Source organism: Pseudomonas sp. ATCC 43928 (assembly GCF_005938665.2).
Lineage (GTDB): Bacteria > Pseudomonadota > Gammaproteobacteria > Pseudomonadales > Pseudomonadaceae > Aquipseudomonas.
Window position 1 is genome coordinate 1,133,778 of sequence record NZ_CP041753.1, and the last position, 14,790, is coordinate 1,148,567.

Annotated in this window: 12 protein-coding genes; 2 read left to right on the top strand and 10 right to left on the bottom strand. The window is 58.9% G+C overall.

Annotation, left to right across the window (positions count from 1 at the left end; genetic code table 11):
• Positions 1-3 precede the first annotated feature (3 nt).
• The 10 genes from FFH90_RS05100 to FFH90_RS05145 form a co-directional block, all read right to left on the bottom strand.
• Positions 4-915 carry an ABC transporter permease subunit gene (locus FFH90_RS05100; protein WP_064621194.1) on the bottom strand — a complete coding sequence of 304 codons (912 nt, stop codon included), beginning with the start codon at positions 913-915 and terminating at the stop codon, positions 4-6.
• A gap of 11 nt (positions 916-926) precedes the next feature.
• The gene (locus FFH90_RS05105; RefSeq protein WP_018929516.1) at positions 927-1,937 is read right to left on the bottom strand and encodes an ABC transporter permease subunit; all 1,011 of its coding nucleotides are present in this window, start codon (positions 1,935-1,937) and stop codon (positions 927-929) included.
• A gap of 73 nt (positions 1,938-2,010) precedes the next feature.
• On the bottom strand, positions 2,011-3,606 hold the full coding sequence (locus FFH90_RS05110) for an ABC transporter substrate-binding protein (protein WP_018929517.1): 1,596 nt from the start codon (positions 3,604-3,606) through the stop codon (positions 2,011-2,013).
• A gap of 77 nt (positions 3,607-3,683) precedes the next feature.
• Positions 3,684-5,117: an OprD family porin gene (locus FFH90_RS05115; RefSeq protein WP_018929518.1), complete on the bottom strand. Its 1,434-nt coding sequence runs from the start codon at positions 5,115-5,117 to the stop codon at positions 3,684-3,686.
• Between the two features lie 172 nt (positions 5,118-5,289).
• Positions 5,290-6,891 (bottom strand): ABC transporter substrate-binding protein, encoded by a 1,602-nt coding sequence (locus FFH90_RS05120; protein WP_018929519.1) that lies wholly within the window; start codon positions 6,889-6,891, stop codon positions 5,290-5,292.
• A 302-nt stretch (positions 6,892-7,193) separates the two neighbouring features.
• Positions 7,194-8,819 carry an ABC transporter substrate-binding protein gene (locus tag FFH90_RS05125; protein WP_138866775.1) on the bottom strand — a complete coding sequence of 542 codons (1,626 nt, stop codon included), beginning with the start codon at positions 8,817-8,819 and terminating at the stop codon, positions 7,194-7,196.
• A gap of 257 nt (positions 8,820-9,076) precedes the next feature.
• Positions 9,077-10,687, bottom strand: a complete 1,611-nt coding sequence (locus tag FFH90_RS05130) for an ABC transporter substrate-binding protein (RefSeq protein WP_138866776.1) — start codon at positions 10,685-10,687, stop codon at positions 9,077-9,079.
• A gap of 280 nt (positions 10,688-10,967) precedes the next feature.
• On the bottom strand, positions 10,968-11,201 hold the full coding sequence (locus FFH90_RS05135; RefSeq protein ID WP_018929522.1) for a hypothetical protein: 234 nt from the start codon (positions 11,199-11,201) through the stop codon (positions 10,968-10,970).
• A gap of 4 nt (positions 11,202-11,205) precedes the next feature.
• A complete protein-coding gene (locus FFH90_RS05140; RefSeq protein ID WP_019582420.1) occupies positions 11,206-11,688 on the bottom strand; it encodes a hypothetical protein in 483 nt (160 codons plus the stop codon).
• Positions 11,689-11,831: 143 nt separating this feature from the next.
• Positions 11,832-12,548, bottom strand: a complete 717-nt coding sequence (locus tag FFH90_RS05145) for an SIMPL domain-containing protein (RefSeq protein ID WP_138866777.1) — start codon at positions 12,546-12,548, stop codon at positions 11,832-11,834.
• Positions 12,549-12,940: 392 nt separating this feature from the next.
• Here FFH90_RS05145 and FFH90_RS05150 point away from each other — a divergent pair, with 392 nt between their 5' ends.
• Entirely contained in the window at positions 12,941-14,203 is a 1,263-nt protein-coding gene (locus FFH90_RS05150) for an ATP-binding protein (protein WP_018929525.1), read from the top strand.
• Positions 14,196-14,756 carry a response regulator transcription factor gene (locus FFH90_RS05155; RefSeq protein WP_007939714.1) on the top strand — a complete coding sequence of 187 codons (561 nt, stop codon included), beginning with the start codon at positions 14,196-14,198 and terminating at the stop codon, positions 14,754-14,756. The genes FFH90_RS05150 and FFH90_RS05155 overlap by 8 nt, the downstream gene beginning before the upstream one ends.
• Positions 14,757-14,790 lie beyond the last annotated feature (34 nt).

Below are 14,790 nucleotides of genomic sequence, written 5' to 3' on the forward strand. Positions count from 1 at the left end.
TCCTCAGGCGGCGTTCTTGAGTTTCGGGTCCAGCGCATCGCGCAGGCCGTCGCCCATCAAGTTGATTGCCAGCACGCTGAGCAAAATGGTCAAACCAGGCAAGCTCACCACCCACCAGGCGCGTTCGATGTAGTCGCGAGCCGAAGCCAGCATGGTGCCCCACTCAGGGGTTGGCGGTTGTACGCCAAGGCCGAGGAAGCCCAGTGCCGCGGCATCGAGAATCGCCGAGGAGAAACTCAAGGTGGCCTGAACAATCAGCGGCGCCATGCAGTTGGGCAGCACGGTGACGAACATCAGGCGAGGCAGACCGGCACCGGCCAGGCGTGCGGCGGTCACGTAGTCGCGGTTCAATTCGCCCATCACCGCGGCGCGGGTCAGACGAACATAGGACGGCAACGAAACCACGGCGATGGCAATAATGGTGTTGATCAGGCCAGGGCCGAGGATGGCGACAATTGCCACCGCCAGCAGCAGGGACGGCAGGGCCAGCATGATGTCCATCAGACGCATGATGGTCGGGCCGAGCACGCGCGGGAAGAACCCGGCGAACAGACCCATCAGGATGCCAGGAATCAGCGACATCACCACCGATGACAAGCCGATCAGCAGGGACAGGCGCGAGCCGTGAATCAAACGCGACAGCAGGTCACGACCGAGTTCATCGGTACCCAGCAGGAACTGGATATGCCCGCTTTCCAGCCAGGAGGGCGGGGTCAGCAGGAAGTCGCGGTACTGTTCGCTCGGGTTATGCGGTGCGACCCATGGGGCGAAGATCGCGCAGAAAATCACCAGCAGCATGAACATCAGGCCGGCGACAGCGCCTTTGTTCCTGGAGAACGCATGCCAGAATTCTTTGTAGGGCGACGGATACAGCAGGCTTTGATCGACTGCTACCGGTGTAGTGAGAGTGGTCATGGTCATTGATCTCAGCGCTGATGACGGATGCGTGGGTTGGCAAAGCCGTAGAGGATGTCCACTACGAAGTTGACCAGAATCACCAGGCAGGCGATTAACAGGATGCCGTTCTGCACCACGGGATAGTCCCGTGCGCCAATGGCTTCGATCAGCCATTTGCCGATGCCGGGCCAGGAGAAGATGGTTTCGGTCAGGACCGCGCCGGCCAGCAGCGTGCCGACTTGCAGGCCGACCACCGTCAGTACCGGAATCAGCGCATTGCGCAGACCGTGCACGAATACCACGCGCGATGGCGACAGGCCTTTGGCGCGGGCGGTGCGGATGTAGTCTTCACGCAGCACTTCGAGCATCGACGAACGGGTCATCCGCGCAATCACCGCCAGCGGGATGGTGCCGAGCACGATGGCTGGCAGGATCAGGTGATGCAGGGCATCGAAGAACGCTCCGACGTCATCGGCCAGCAACGTATCGATGAGCATGAAGCCGGTGCGTGGCTCGATGTCGTAGAGCAGGTCGATCCGCCCGGATACCGGGGTCCAGCCCAGGCTCACCGAGAAGAACATGATCAGGATCAGGCCCCACCAGAAGATCGGCATCGAGTATCCCGCCAGGGAGACACCCATTACCCCATGGTCGAACAGGGACCCTCGCTTGAGTGCCGCGATCACCCCGGCCAGAAGGCCCAGGATGCCGGCGAACAACATGGCGGCCGAGGCCAGTTCCAGGGTCGCGGGGAATAGAGAGCTGAACTCGGTCCAGACGCTTTCACGGGTACGCAGGGATTCGCCGAGATCGCCGTGGGCCAGTTTGCCAATGTAATCCAGGTATTGGGCATACAGCGGTTTGTTCAGACCTAGGCGTTCCATTGCCTGAGCATGCATTTCGGGGTCGACCCGACGTTCGCCCATCATCACTTCCACGGGGTCGCCAGGAATCATGCGGATCAACGCGAAAGTCAACAAGGTGATGCCGAAGAACGTGGGGATCAGTAACCCCAATCGGCGGGCAATAAAACTAAACATCTTGTGTGGTACCTCATCAGCCGGTTAGGCATGCCCGGCATCGCTGGGGTCAGCGATGCCGGGCGTTTCTTATCTACTTCACCTGGGTGGTGGCGAAGTTGTTAGTGGTGAGGGGGCTAATGTGATAGCCCTCTACGTTGGTGCGCATTGCAGTGAACATGCGGGTGTGCGCCATGCTGATCCATGGCTGGTCCTGATTGAAAACGTCCTGGGCCTGTTCGTAGAGCGCCGTGCGTTCAGCCGGGTTCACTTTGGCCCGTGCTTCGTCGATCAGCGCCTGGAACTTTTCATTGCACCAGCGAGCGTAGTTTTCGCCGTTCTTGGCGGCCTCACAACTGAGCATAGGCGTCAGGAAGTTATCCGGGTCGCCGTTATCGCCTGCCCAACCGGCGGACACCATATCGTGCTCGCCGTTCTTCGCGCGCTTGAGCATCTCGCCCCATTCCATGACACGAATATCGACCTTGATGCCGACCTTGGCCAGATCTGCCTGCATCATTTGCGCGCCGAGCATCGGATTAGGGTTGGTCGGGCCGCCGCCGTTACGGGTGAACAGGGTGAACACAGTGCCCTCCGGTACCCCGGCTTCCTTGAGCAGGGCACGAGCCTTGTCGAGGTCGCGAGGCGGGTTGGTCAGTTTATGGTTGTAGCCCAGCAGGGTGTCCGGGTACGGGTTGACCGCCACCGTCGCATTGCCTTTGCCGAACAGCGCGTTGACATAGGCCTCTTTGTCGAACGCGATGTCGATGGCTTTGCGCACCCGCACGTCGCTCATGTACTTGCGGGAGGTGTTCATGGCGACATAGGAGACGGTCATCGCGTTCAGTTCATCAACCTTCAGGTTGGTGTCTTTCTTGATGCTCGGGATGTCATCCGGTTTTGGATACAGCGCGATCTGGCACTCGTTGGCCTTGAGCTTTTGCAGGCGCACGTTGTTGTCGGTGGCAATCGCCAGGACCAGCGCATCAGCCGGTGGCTTGCCACGGAAGTAGTCCGGGTTGGCCTTGAAGCGCACCTGGGCGTCCTTGGCGTAACGCTGGAAGATGAAGGGGCCGGTGCCGACCGGTTTGTTGTTCAGGTCGCCGGTCTTGTTGGCCTTGAGCAGTTGATCGGCGTACTCGGCGGAGTAGATCGAGGAGAAGGCCATGGCGATGTCGGCCAGGAACGGCGCTTCGCGGCGGGTCAGGGTGAACTTGACCGTGTTGTCGTCGACTTTCTCTACGCTTTTGAGCAGTTCCTTGAAGCCCATGCTCTCAAAGTACGGGAAGCCCACGCTCGACAGCTTGTGCCATGGGTGATTCGGGTCCAGCTGACGCTGGAAGCTCCAGACCACGTCGTCGGCGTTCATGTCGCGGGTCGGCTTGAAGTAATCGGTGGTGTGAAACTTGACGCCTTTGCGCAGGTGGAACGTGTAGGTCAGGCCGTCTTCACTGATGTCCCAGGATTCGGCCAGCGCCGGAATCACTTCAGTGGTGCCGGGCTTGAAGTCCGCCAGGCGATTGAAGATGGTTTCGGCCACTGCGTCGGCTGTGACTGCAGTCGTGTACTGGGCCATATCGAAGCCTTCCGGGCTGGCTTCGGTACAGACCACCAAGGGTTTGGCCGAGACGCCAACAGCGACACTCAGCAATGCGGCAGCGATGGCCGCTCGTAGGGGAAGCATTTTCATCAAGAACCCTCTGCAATCGGTTGAACAGGAAAAAACCGGACGGCCGACTCGTCATGAGTCAGCCGCCGGCGTGCGTTTTACAAAATGTTGAACGGGATGGTGGTCACGAGACGGAACTCGTTGATGCTGCCATCCGCCTGGTTTTCGCTGGCGCGGTGCGCGGTGTAGGTTGCGCGAACAGTGGTAGCCTTCAGCGGGCCGCTCTGCAGGGCGTAGGTCGCACCGATACCGTATTCGTAATGGGTTTCGCCATCCTGGGCCTGGATACCGTCGTAACCCTTGCCTGCTACGCCTTCATTGCCGGTGTAGTGAGTACCGTCGATGCCCCAGCCACGTGCCTGGTAGATGTTGAACTTCAGACCTGGCACGCCGTATTCGGCCATGTTCAGACCGTAGGCAATCTGGAAGGACTTCTCGTTCGGGCCGTTGAAGTCCGACAGCAGGGAGTTGGCCAGGTAGATGCCGTTGGTTTCGTGCAGGTAGTCGAAGTACTCGTTACCGTTCACTTCCTGGTAGGAGAAGGTCAGGCTGTGGGCCTGGTGGGTCAGGCCGAACGACAGGGAGTAGGTGTCGTTGTCGATTTTGCCTATGAGGGCTTTACCTTCTTCCTGGGTTTTGTAGTAGTTCAGGCCGGTGGTCAGGCTCAGGACCTGGCTGTCGCCCAGCACATGACTGGCGCCGAAGTAGTACTGGTTCCAGATGTCTTCGGCCTGGGTTGCCCAGAGGCTGGTGGTCAGGCTGGCGAATGGGGTGTAGGTGATACCGCCGGTGTAGATGTGATCGGTTTCAACGATGCCGTTGGCGTATTCGGTGCGGAATTTACGCTGGCTTTCTTCGGTACGCGGAGAGTTGCGATCGAAGGTGGCCAGGTCGAAAGCCAGGTTGTTCAGCTCTTCGCTGTGGATGGCCACACCTTCGAAGCTCGAAGGCAGCGCACGGTTACCGATGACATCGACCATCGGGCTGCTGAAGTTCATGCGGCCAGCGGTCAGGGTAGTGTTGGAGACACGGGCCTTGACGTTGGCCAGGCCCAGTTTGCTCCACTGGCCGACGGCGTCGCCACCTTCTTCGGTCAGGGTACGGTTGTTGCCCGCGCCAGGACGGGTTCCCGGTGCGCCGCCGTTGTTGGACGCCAGATCCTTGCGATCACGATCCAGAGCGATGGCGTTGTAGGCCGCCACTTCGGTGCTGAAACCTACGGTGCCTTGAGTGAAGCCGGAGTTGTACTTGAGGATGGTGCCCTGAACCCAGTTGATACGACGATCAGTCGGGGTTGATACACCGTCTTTCTTGTAGCTGAACGTGCCGCCACGTTTCAGTTGCTCGTTGGCATACCAGTTACGCGTGCTACCGGTGATCGACTGCCCTTCGACGAAGCCAGTGGCTTCACTCTGAGCACTTTTCTCATTCACGGTAACCGGGGTGAACGCCTGGCTCTGGGACTCTGCGTAAGCCGTGGCGGTCACGCTGCTGATGGCCAAGGCCAATAACGCGGTGCTGCTCAGTTTCATGTGTGAAGCTCCTTTCTTTCTTTTTTTAATGCCGGTCTTTTTTGGTGATCCGGCTATTTGGTTTAGAACTCATTCAGGCTTCGCAAACGTTTGCTGCAGGCCGATTTGACGAATTACGGCAATACGCTTGCGTGAGGGCGGAATCCGCCCCCCAGCGTTTCTGGCTAATTGGTTATTGGTCGATACTGACGCCCGAGAACACGTTGCGACCGAAGGGGCTGACCTTGAACCCTTCGACTTTGGCGCTCAACGGCTGGTTGACCGTCGAGTGGGCGACCGGCGTGATCGGCACCTGCTGCTTGAGGTACTGCTGCGCCTGTTTGTAGAGCACGGTGCGCTGGTCGCGATCGGTGACGACCTTGGCCTGCTTGATCAGCTTGTCGTAGGCCGGATCACACCACATGGAGTAGTTGTTGCCGCCGATGGCATCGCAGCTGTAGAGCGTGCCGAGCCAGTTGTCCGGGTCACCGTTGTCACCGGTCCAGCCGATCAGGCTGATGTCGTGCTCGCCGTTCTTGGTGCGCTTGATGTACTCGCCCCATTCATAGCTGACGATCTTGACCTTGAGGCCGATCTTCGCCCAGTCCGCCTGGAGCATTTCGGCCATCAGTTTGGCGTTGGGGTTGTACGGACGCTGGACCGGCATGGCCCAGAGAGTGATTTCGGTGCCTTCCTTCACGCCAGCGGCCTTGAGCAGTTCCTTGGCTTTTTCCGGGTTGTAGGAGGCGTCCTTTATGGTGTCGTCATAGGACCACTGGGTCGGTGGCATGGCATTGACCGCCAGTTGACCGGCACCTTGATAGACGGCGTTGAGAATGCCTTGCTTGTTCACCGCCATGTCCAGCGCCTGGCGCACTTCGAGCTGGTCGAAAGGCTTGTGCCGGACGTTGTAGGCGATGTAGCCGAGGTTGAAGCCGGGTTTCTCGATCAGCTGCAGTTTCGGATCATTCTTCAGTGCGGTTACGTCGGCGGGGCGCGGGTGCAGGGTGATCTGGCATTCGTTGGCCTTGAGCTTCTGCACGCGCACCGAGGCGTCGGTGTTGATGGCAAAAATCAGGTTGTCGAGCTTGACCCGGCTCGGGTCCCAGTACTGTTTGTTGCCGCTGTAACGGATGTTGGAGTCTTTCTGGTAGCTCTTGAACACGAACGGCCCGGTGCCGATTGGCTTCTGGTTGATCTCGCTCGGCTTGCCGGCCGCCAGCAACTGGTCGGCGTATTCGGCCGAAAGGATGGCGGCGAAGCTCATGGCGATGTTCTGGATGAACGCGGCGTCGACGTTGTTGAGCGTCATCACCACGGTCAGCGGCCCGGTCTTTTCGACCTTGGCAATATTCTTGTTCAGGCTCATCCCGTTGAAATACGGGAACTCGGTCGGATAAGCCTTACGGAACGGGTGCTGCGGATCGAGCATGCGATTAAACGTGAACAGCACGTCGTCGGCGTTGAAATCGCGAGTCGGCGTGAAGTATTTGGTCGTGTGAAACTTCACCCCTTCACGCAGATGAAACGTGTATTTGAGGCCGTCCTCGGAAATATCCCAGCGGGTTGCCAGGCCTGGCACGACATTGGTGGCGCCTTTTTCAAACTCTGCCAAACGGTTGTACAGCGGCTCGGCGGCGTCGTTATCGGTCGCAGTGGTGTACTGCGCGGTGTCGAAACCGGCGGGGCTGCCTTCGGAGCAGAACACCAGGCTGTTATTGGCGGCCTGGCTGATGGAAGTGGCGGCCAGCAGGCCGGTGCCCAGCAATGCGGATAAAACCAAGGAATGGCGCATGACGCTCCCTCTTTTTGTAGTGTTATTCAATGCGCCGCGATCCCGTCCGGGGACGTTGTGGCGGCATTGAGCTCAAACCAATACGGGCAGCAAACCGATAGCCCACACAGTCACTGGTCAGAACCCGACGGTAGGTGCCGTGGGTCTGGCAGTAAATGCGCTGAGTCCTAAAGACTCGTAGGAAAAGGCAACTCGTCCTAACCCCTGGCTGCGTCAGACAGCGGATTTGGATGTAGGCAAATTCCTAACTTCTCGGCAGAAAAAAGCAGCGGCGACACTGAAAACGTCGCCGCTGCCTTTTCTTATTTGCTGACGCTGACGCCGTAGAAGGAGTTCAAGCCAAATGGGCTGATCTTGAAGTCCTGCACGTTGGCGCGCATGGGTTGGAACACCGTCGAGTGAGCGATAGGTGTCATTGGAACAGCATCTTTGAGGACGTGTTGCGCCTGTTTGTACAGTTCGGTGCGCTTGGCCTGATCGGTGGTGCGTTTGGCTTCCTTGACGAGGCCGTCGAATTTCTTGTCGCACCATTTGGAGAAGTTGTTGCCACTCAGCGAGTCGCAGCCGAACAGCACGTTGAGCCAGTTGTCCGGATCACCATTGTCGCCGCTCCAGCCGATGATCATCGCCTGGTTCTCGCCGCCTTTGGAGCGCTTGATGTACTCGCCCCATTCGTAGCTGGTGATCTTCACGTTCAGGCCGATCTTCTTCCAGTCGGACTGCAGCATTTCAGCCATCAGCTTGGCGTTCGGGTTGTACGGACGCTGTACCGGCATCGCCCACAGAACGATTTCGGTGCCTTCCTTGACGCCGGCTTCCTTGAGCAGCTGTTTGGCTTTCTCAGGATCGTACTTGGCATCCTTGATGGTGGTGTCGTAGGACCATTGGGTCGGCGGCATGGCGTTGACGGCCAGTTGGCCTGCGCCCTGATAAACCGAGTCGATGATCTGCGGCTTGTTGACGGCCATGTCCAGCGCCTGACGAACTCGCAGGTCGGCCAGCGGGTTCGGCTCGTTGCTGCCCTTGACCTTGTCCATCACGTTATAGGCGATGTAGCCCAGGTTGAAACCAGCCTGCTCAGGCATCTTCAAAGTTTTATCTTCTTTGAGCGCCTTCAGGTCGGCTGGACGCGGGAACAGAGTGATCTGGCACTCGTTCTTCTTCAGCTTCTGGATGCGTACCGACGGGTCGGTGGTGATGGCGAAGATCAGGTTGTCGATCTTCACGTCATCAGGCTTCCAGTAGTCCTTGTTCCCGGTGTAGCGGATGTTGGAGTCTTTCTGGTAGCTCTTGAACACGAACGGGCCGGTGCCGATCGGTTTCTGGTTGATGTCGGCAGCCTTGCCTTCCTTGAGCAGCTGGGCAGCGTACTCGGCGGACTGGATCGAGGCGAAGCTCATGGCCATGTTCTGAATGAACGCGGCGTCTACGTCTTTGAGGGTGAACTTGACGGTGTGGTCGTCGACTTTATCGATCTTGGTGATGTTGGTATCCATCCCCATGTCGGTGAAGTACGGGAATTCGGTCGGGTACGCCTTACGGAACGGGTCATCCTTGTTAATCATGCGATTGAAGGTGAACAGCACGTCGTTGGCGTTGAACTCACGCGTCGGCTTGAAATACGGGGTGGTGTGGAACTTGACGCCTTCACGCAGGTGGAAAGTGTAAGTCAGGCCGTCACTGGAAATGTCCCACTTGGTCGCCAGGCCAGGAATCACAGCGGTGCCGCCGCGCTCGAACTGGGTCAGGCGGTTGAACATGGTTTCTGCAGAGGCGTCGAAGTCGGTTCCGGTGGTGTACTGACCTGGGTCGAAACCGGCCGGGCTTCCTTCGGAGCAGAACACCAGGTTAGACGCCGCTTGGGCGAAAGGTGCACTGGCTAACAGGCTTGCGCCGACTAAAAACGGAATGACCGCGTGTTTAAGCATGGTGGCCTCATGATTTGTTGTCATTTTTGGATTAGAGGACGACCTCGTGAGTCGACCTGCGGATACTTATGCAGGGGCCGTACCCAATGCAAGATCCGGAATGGCCACAAGTCCTAAAGAGTGGCACGAACGTACCTTAATGTCGCATATGTGTAAAAACTGATGTATTTGACCGTTTACGCAGGTTTTTTACGGTGCAAGTCGTGCACCGATAAGGGGCGACCGGGGCGGTTGACGCACCCGGTTGGAGCCTGGTGTTACTTATTTATACCCACGCCATAGAACGGTGTGAGGCCAAACGGACTGATCTTGAAGTCGGTGACTTCCTTGCGCAGTGGCTGGAACACCGTCGAGTTGGCAATGGGTGTGATAGGTACTTGTTGTTTAAGGATTTGCTGGGCCTGTTGGTACAGTTTGACCCGCTGTTGTTTGTCCGTGGACACCTTGGCTTGCTGCACCAGTTTGTCGTAGGCCGGGTCACACCATTTGGCGTAGTTGCTACCTTTCACCGCAGCGCAGCTGTAGAGCACGCCGAGCCAGTTGTCCGGGTCACCGTTGTCGCCGGTCCAGCCGTAGATCATTGCGTCATGCTCACCGTTCTTGGCGCGCTTGATGTATTCGCCCCATTCATAGCTGACGATGTTGGCCTTGATCCCGACTTTCTCCCAATCCTGCTGGATCATCTGTGCCGACATCCGCGCATTGGGGTTGGAGGCGCGCTGCACGGTCATGGCCCACAGATTAATTGTGGTGCCGGGAGCAACTCCCGCTTCTTTCAGTAGCGCGCGGGCTTTGGTCGGGTCGTGCGGGGCGTCCTTGATGCTCGGGTCATACGACCATTGCGCCGGTGGCAAGGCGTTTTGCGCCAGTTGCCCGGCACTCTGGTAGACAGCCTTGATGATCGCCGGCTTGTCGATGGCCATGTCCAGCGCCTGACGCACCTTGAGCTGGTCCAGCGGTGGGTGGGTCACGTTGTAGGCAAGGAAGCCGAGGTTGAAACCGGCTTGCTTGAGCACCCTCAGATTCGGGTCTTGCTCCATCACTTCGATGTCTGCCGGACGTGGGTAGCCGCTGACCTGGCACTCGCCGGCCTTGAGTTTTTGCAAGCGCACGGCGGCGTCCGGGGTGATCGAGAAAATCAGGTTGTCGAGTTTCACGTCCTCGGGTTTCCAGTAGGCCTTGTTGGCGGCGTAGCGGATTTGCGAATCCTTTTGGTAGCGCTTGAACACGAACGGGCCGGTGCCGACGGGTTTCTGGTTGAGGTCGGCGGCTTTGCCTTCCTTTAACAGTTGGGCGGCGTATTCGGCGGATTGCACCGAGGCGAAGCTCATGGCGAGGTTTTGCACGAACGCGGCGTCGACGTTGTTCAGGCTGAAGCGCACGGTGTGGTCGTCGATCTTGTCGATGCTTTTGATCGTGGTGTTCAGGCCCATGTCGGTGAAGTACGGCGACTCGGCGGGGTAGGCCTTGCGGAAGGCGTTGTCCGGGTCGAGCAGGCGCTGGAAGGTGAACAGCACGTCGTCGGCGTTGAAGTCGCGGGTGGGGGTGAAGTAGTCGGTGGTGTGGAATTTCACGCCGTCGCGCAGGTGGAAGGTGTAGGTGAGGCCGTCCTCGGATACGTCCCATTTTGTTGCCAGGCCGGGTTCGATTTCGGTGCCGCCGCGTTTGAATTGGGTGAGGCGGTTGAAGACGGTTTCGGCCGAGGCATCGAAGTCGGTGCCGCTGGTGTATTGGCTGGGGTCGAATCCGGCAGGGCTGGCTTCGGAGCAGTAGACCAGGGTGGTGGCGGCTTGGGCGGTTTGTGCGAGTGATGCGGTTGTGGCGAGGGCGAGTGCGAGCAGAAGTGGTTTGACGGTGGTTCTTTCCATGGAGTCCCCGGGATTTGAGCAGCGATATTTTCCTGAGAGTAGCGTTGTTGGCGGGGAGGGTGGAAATATCGTTTTTTGAGGGGGACCCCTCTATCCGGGCATAGTCTGCCGGTCTTTGCGTTGATGGCGGACTGTAGGAGCTGCCGAAGGCTGTGATCTTTTGATCTTAAAAATCAACGTCAAAAGATCGCAGCCTTCGGCAGCTCCTACGCAAAGCGGTGTCAGGCGGGCGTTGTGGGTGAAGTTAATCCGTTTCACGTTGCTTGAATGAGCGCGTGGCTCACGCCGTATACCGGGCCCGACTAAAAAACAGCGCAGCCCCGAGGGCGATAGCATTGGTTGAAACGATGCCCAGATCGAAGCCGGCGATGAAAGGCGGCAGCATAAAAATACTCGAAAACCCCAGAGCGAACAGGGTGATGCCCAGCCATTTTCTGAGGCCATAGGATTTCAGATAGAAGAACAACAGCAGGAATACTGCATAAGCCACGGCGTACAGGCCATATTCGTTCATGATCTCACCCGCCTTGAGTCTTGATGATCATGGACGATCCTGAGTGCTGAGGGCCTATGCCACCGCTGACCTGTGCATCCAGGCTGACGATGACATCGCCGGCGTGATAAGTCGGCAATTTGCTCAGCGTGAACTCGCGGACTGCCCATCCCACCGGGATGGCCGCACCGGGCATGAATTTACCTGCCGCTGCCCCGAAAACACCACTGGTGAGGTTGGCGATACTTGTTCGTTGAGCATTGAGTAAATCCCCCTGTTGCCGGGTCAGGGGTTTGGAGATCCCGACCATCATTTGGCAAGGCAAATCCTTGGCGAGCATTTTGTCATAGAGCTCTACCACCAGATTGCTCACTTCATAGTGGGCGGCTTTCGCTTCACCAAAATGCAGTGTTCTGAGGCTACCCCGTTCACCGGCTGACAGGGTGAAGCGCGATACGTTGAAGACAATTCCATGGTTGCCGGAAAACTGATCCCTTTCAAACTTCAATGCTCGCGTCCTTATCGAGTCTGGAAAGGCAGGGAGTTTCTCTTAGCTCCTGGGCTTTCGCAAATGCAAAATCAAAAGCAGCTGAGGCGGCCTGTTTACTCGCGTGTACACCGCCCTGCCGTTTTCGTGTCCGGGTTATCGCATCAAGGCATCAACACTTCAATCGCCCCATCCGCTGTCATGCTGACCTGGCTGGTGCCGGCTTCAACTTCTGGCGTCACCGGTGCCGAATCCATGCCGGCGGCTTTCATCATCATCGGCCCGCGCATGTACGGTTGTGGATAGCCGTTGCTGTTGAGGTTCAGGTTGACGATTTTGTAGCTCTTGCCGCCCAGGGCGTCGGTGGCCAGTTGGGCGCGGGCCTTGAAGGCGATCACGGCTTCTTTGAGCAGGGCGTCTTCGCTGGCTTTGCGGGTTGGCGTTGCGATGGCGAAGTCCATGCCGCCCATTTTCAGGTCGGTGAGCAGTTCGCCGGTGAGTTTGGACAGGGCGGCGAAGTCCGAGCTTTCCAGGCGCAGTTCGGCGCGTTCGCGCCAGCCGGTGATTTTCTGGCCTTTGGTGTCGTAGATCGGGTAGCTGTTGCGGCTGCCCTGACGCAGGGTGATGTCCTTGACCTGTTTGGCCTGGGCCAGCGCCTTGTTCATGGTGGTGCTGACGTCGGCGGCGAGTTTGGCCGGGTCGGTGTTTTGTTCTTCGGTGTAGAGGGTCACGATCATCAGGTCGCGGGCCACTTCCTGGCTGACTTCGGCGCGCAGGGAGATCTGGTTGTAATGCAACTCGTCGACGGCCAGGGCCGGGAGGCTGGCGGCGGTGCCAACGCTTAGGGCAAGAAGGGCGGCGCTGCGGCGCAATGTGTGCATGAAAAGCTCCTTGGACGATGCGCAGGGGTTAGGGTCCGAACCTGCGTGAAACCATCAGACTCTAGCTTCAATGGTCCGTTTCGCACAGTTACAACTTCTATACAGTCTCAACCGGTGCCGGGCTTTTGTGGCGAGGGAGCTTGCTCCCGCTCGGCTGCGAAGCAGTCGCAAAGTCGGTATGCGTGGTTTGCCAGTTTCACCCGGTTGAATGGTTGGGGTCCGCTTCGCAGGCCGACGTGAGCAAGCTCCCTCGCCACAGGGGCTCATCGGCGAAGCATTCACTTATAAATCCATGAGCCGCAACTGTGGTCGTTTGCCGCACTTTCGCCTCTCAGGCCCGCGGCTTGGTTATACTCCGTGCGATCCGCCTGGAGCGCTCATCAGGAGAGCTCATGCTCGCCCCCGTACAATTGACTTCCGCCACTCGCCAGAACCTCTGGCGGCTGACTTTCATCCGGATTCTGGTGCTCGCCGCCCAGGCCGGCTCCGTAGGCCTGGCCTACTGGCTCCAGCTGCTGCCGTTGCCGTGGGTGCCGCTGGCGATGACCCTGGGCTGTTCGACGCTGTTGTGTGTGTTCACCGCCGTGCGCCTGCGCACTTCGTGGCCGGTTACCGAGCTTGAATACGCCCTGCAACTGGCCTGCGACCTGTTTATCCACAGCGCCTTGTTGTATTTCTCCGGTGGTTCGACCAACCCGTTCGTCTCTTATTACTTGGTGCCGCTGACCATCGCCGCCGTGACGCTGCCGTGGCGCTATTCGGTGATTCTGTCGGGTATCGCCCTGGCGCTGTATACGTTGCTGCTGGCGCGGTTCTACCCGCTGGAAACCTTCCCCATCGCCCGGGAAAACCTGCAGATCTACGGCATGTGGTTGAGTTTTGCCTTGGCCGCCGCCGTCATCACCTTCTTTGCTGCACGCATGGCTGAAGAGCTGCGTCGGCAGGAAGAGCTGCGTGCGATCCGTCGCGAGGAAGGCCTGCGCGATCAGCAATTACTGGCCGTCGCGACTCAGGCTGCCGGTGCCGCCCATGAACTGGGCACGCCGCTGGCGACCATGAGCGTGTTGCTCAAAGAGATGCAGCAGGATCACCCCGACCCGATGTTGCAGGACGATTTGAAGGTTTTGCAGGATCAGGTCAAGTTGTGCAAGGAAACCTTGCAGCAACTGGTGCGCGCCGCCGAGGCCAACCGTCGTATGGCGGTGGAGATGCAGGATGTCACCGACTGGCTCGACGAAGCGCTCAACCGCTGGCACCTGATGCGTCCTGAGGCCAGTTATCGCTTCCAGCGTCTGGGCCAGGGCACGGTGCCGCGCATGGCGCCGCCGCCGGATTTGACTCAAGCGCTGTTGAACCTGCTGAACAACGCCGCCGATGCCTGCCCTGAAGGCTTGCAAGTGACCCTGGACTGGACCGTCGAAGACTTGACCATCAGCATTCGCGACCATGGTGCCGGTGTACCGCTGGCTATCGCCGAGCAGATCGGCAAACCGTTTTTTACCACCAAGGGCAAAGGTTTCGGCCTGGGCCTGTTTTTGAGCAAGGCCAGCGTGACACGCGCCGGCGGCTCAGTGAAACTCTACAGTCATGAGGAAGGCGGCACGCTCACCGAGCTGCGCCTGCCCCGTGTCGCCCGAGGAGACGAACATGAGTGACGAGATCCAAGTTGAAGGCGAAGAACTGCCGCATTTGCTGCTGGTAGACGACGATGCAACCTTCACCCGCGTGATGGCCCGCGCCATGGCCCGCCGTGGTTTTCGCGTCAGCACCGCAGGTTCCGCCGAAGAGGGCCTGACCATCGCCCAGGCCGATATCCCTGATTACGCCGCGCTGGACCTGAAAATGGACGGCGATTCAGGCCTGGTGTTGCTGCCCAAGCTGCTCGAACTCGACCCGGACATGCGCGTGGTGATCCTCACCGGTTACTCGAGCATTGCCACTGCCGTCGAGGCAATCAAGCGCGGCGCCTGCAATTACCTGTGCAAACCGGCGGATGCCGATGACGTGCTGGCCGCGTTGCTCTCCGAGCACGCCGACCTCGACAGCCTGGTGCCGGAAAACCCGATGTCCGTGGACCGTCTCCAGTGGGAGCACATCCAGCGCGTCCTGACCGAGCACGAAGGCAACATCTCCGCCACCGCCCGTGCCCTGGGCATGCACCGCCGCACGCTGCAGCGCAAACTGCAGAAGCGTCCGGTCCGTCGCTGAACGAGCGCTGAACGGTTATCGCCAGCTCTCGCGA

Excerpts from the sequence above, each read along its gene's own strand:
- FFH90_RS05135 (WP_018929522.1), bottom strand. The coding sequence starts at position 11,201 with ATGAACGAATATGGCCTGTACGCCGTGGCTTATGCAGTATTCCTGCTG.
- FFH90_RS05105 (WP_018929516.1), bottom strand. The coding sequence starts at position 1,937 with ATGTTTAGTTTTATTGCCCGCCGATTGGGGTTACTGATCCCCACGTTC.
- FFH90_RS05155 (WP_007939714.1), top strand. The coding sequence starts at position 14,196 with ATGAGTGACGAGATCCAAGTTGAAGGCGAAGAACTGCCGCATTTGCTG.
- FFH90_RS05125 (WP_138866775.1), bottom strand. The coding sequence starts at position 8,819 with ATGCTTAAACACGCGGTCATTCCGTTTTTAGTCGGCGCAAGCCTGTTA.
- FFH90_RS05110 (WP_018929517.1), bottom strand. The coding sequence starts at position 3,606 with ATGAAAATGCTTCCCCTACGAGCGGCCATCGCTGCCGCATTGCTGAGT.
- FFH90_RS05115 (WP_018929518.1), bottom strand. The coding sequence starts at position 5,117 with ATGAAACTGAGCAGCACCGCGTTATTGGCCTTGGCCATCAGCAGCGTG.
- FFH90_RS05100 (WP_064621194.1), bottom strand. The coding sequence starts at position 915 with ATGACCACTCTCACTACACCGGTAGCAGTCGATCAAAGCCTGCTGTAT.
- FFH90_RS05130 (WP_138866776.1), bottom strand. The coding sequence starts at position 10,687 with ATGGAAAGAACCACCGTCAAACCACTTCTGCTCGCACTCGCCCTCGCC.
- FFH90_RS05120 (WP_018929519.1), bottom strand. The coding sequence starts at position 6,891 with ATGCGCCATTCCTTGGTTTTATCCGCATTGCTGGGCACCGGCCTGCTG.
- FFH90_RS05145 (WP_138866777.1), bottom strand. The coding sequence starts at position 12,548 with ATGCACACATTGCGCCGCAGCGCCGCCCTTCTTGCCCTAAGCGTTGGC.
- FFH90_RS05150 (WP_018929525.1), top strand. The coding sequence starts at position 12,941 with ATGCTCGCCCCCGTACAATTGACTTCCGCCACTCGCCAGAACCTCTGG.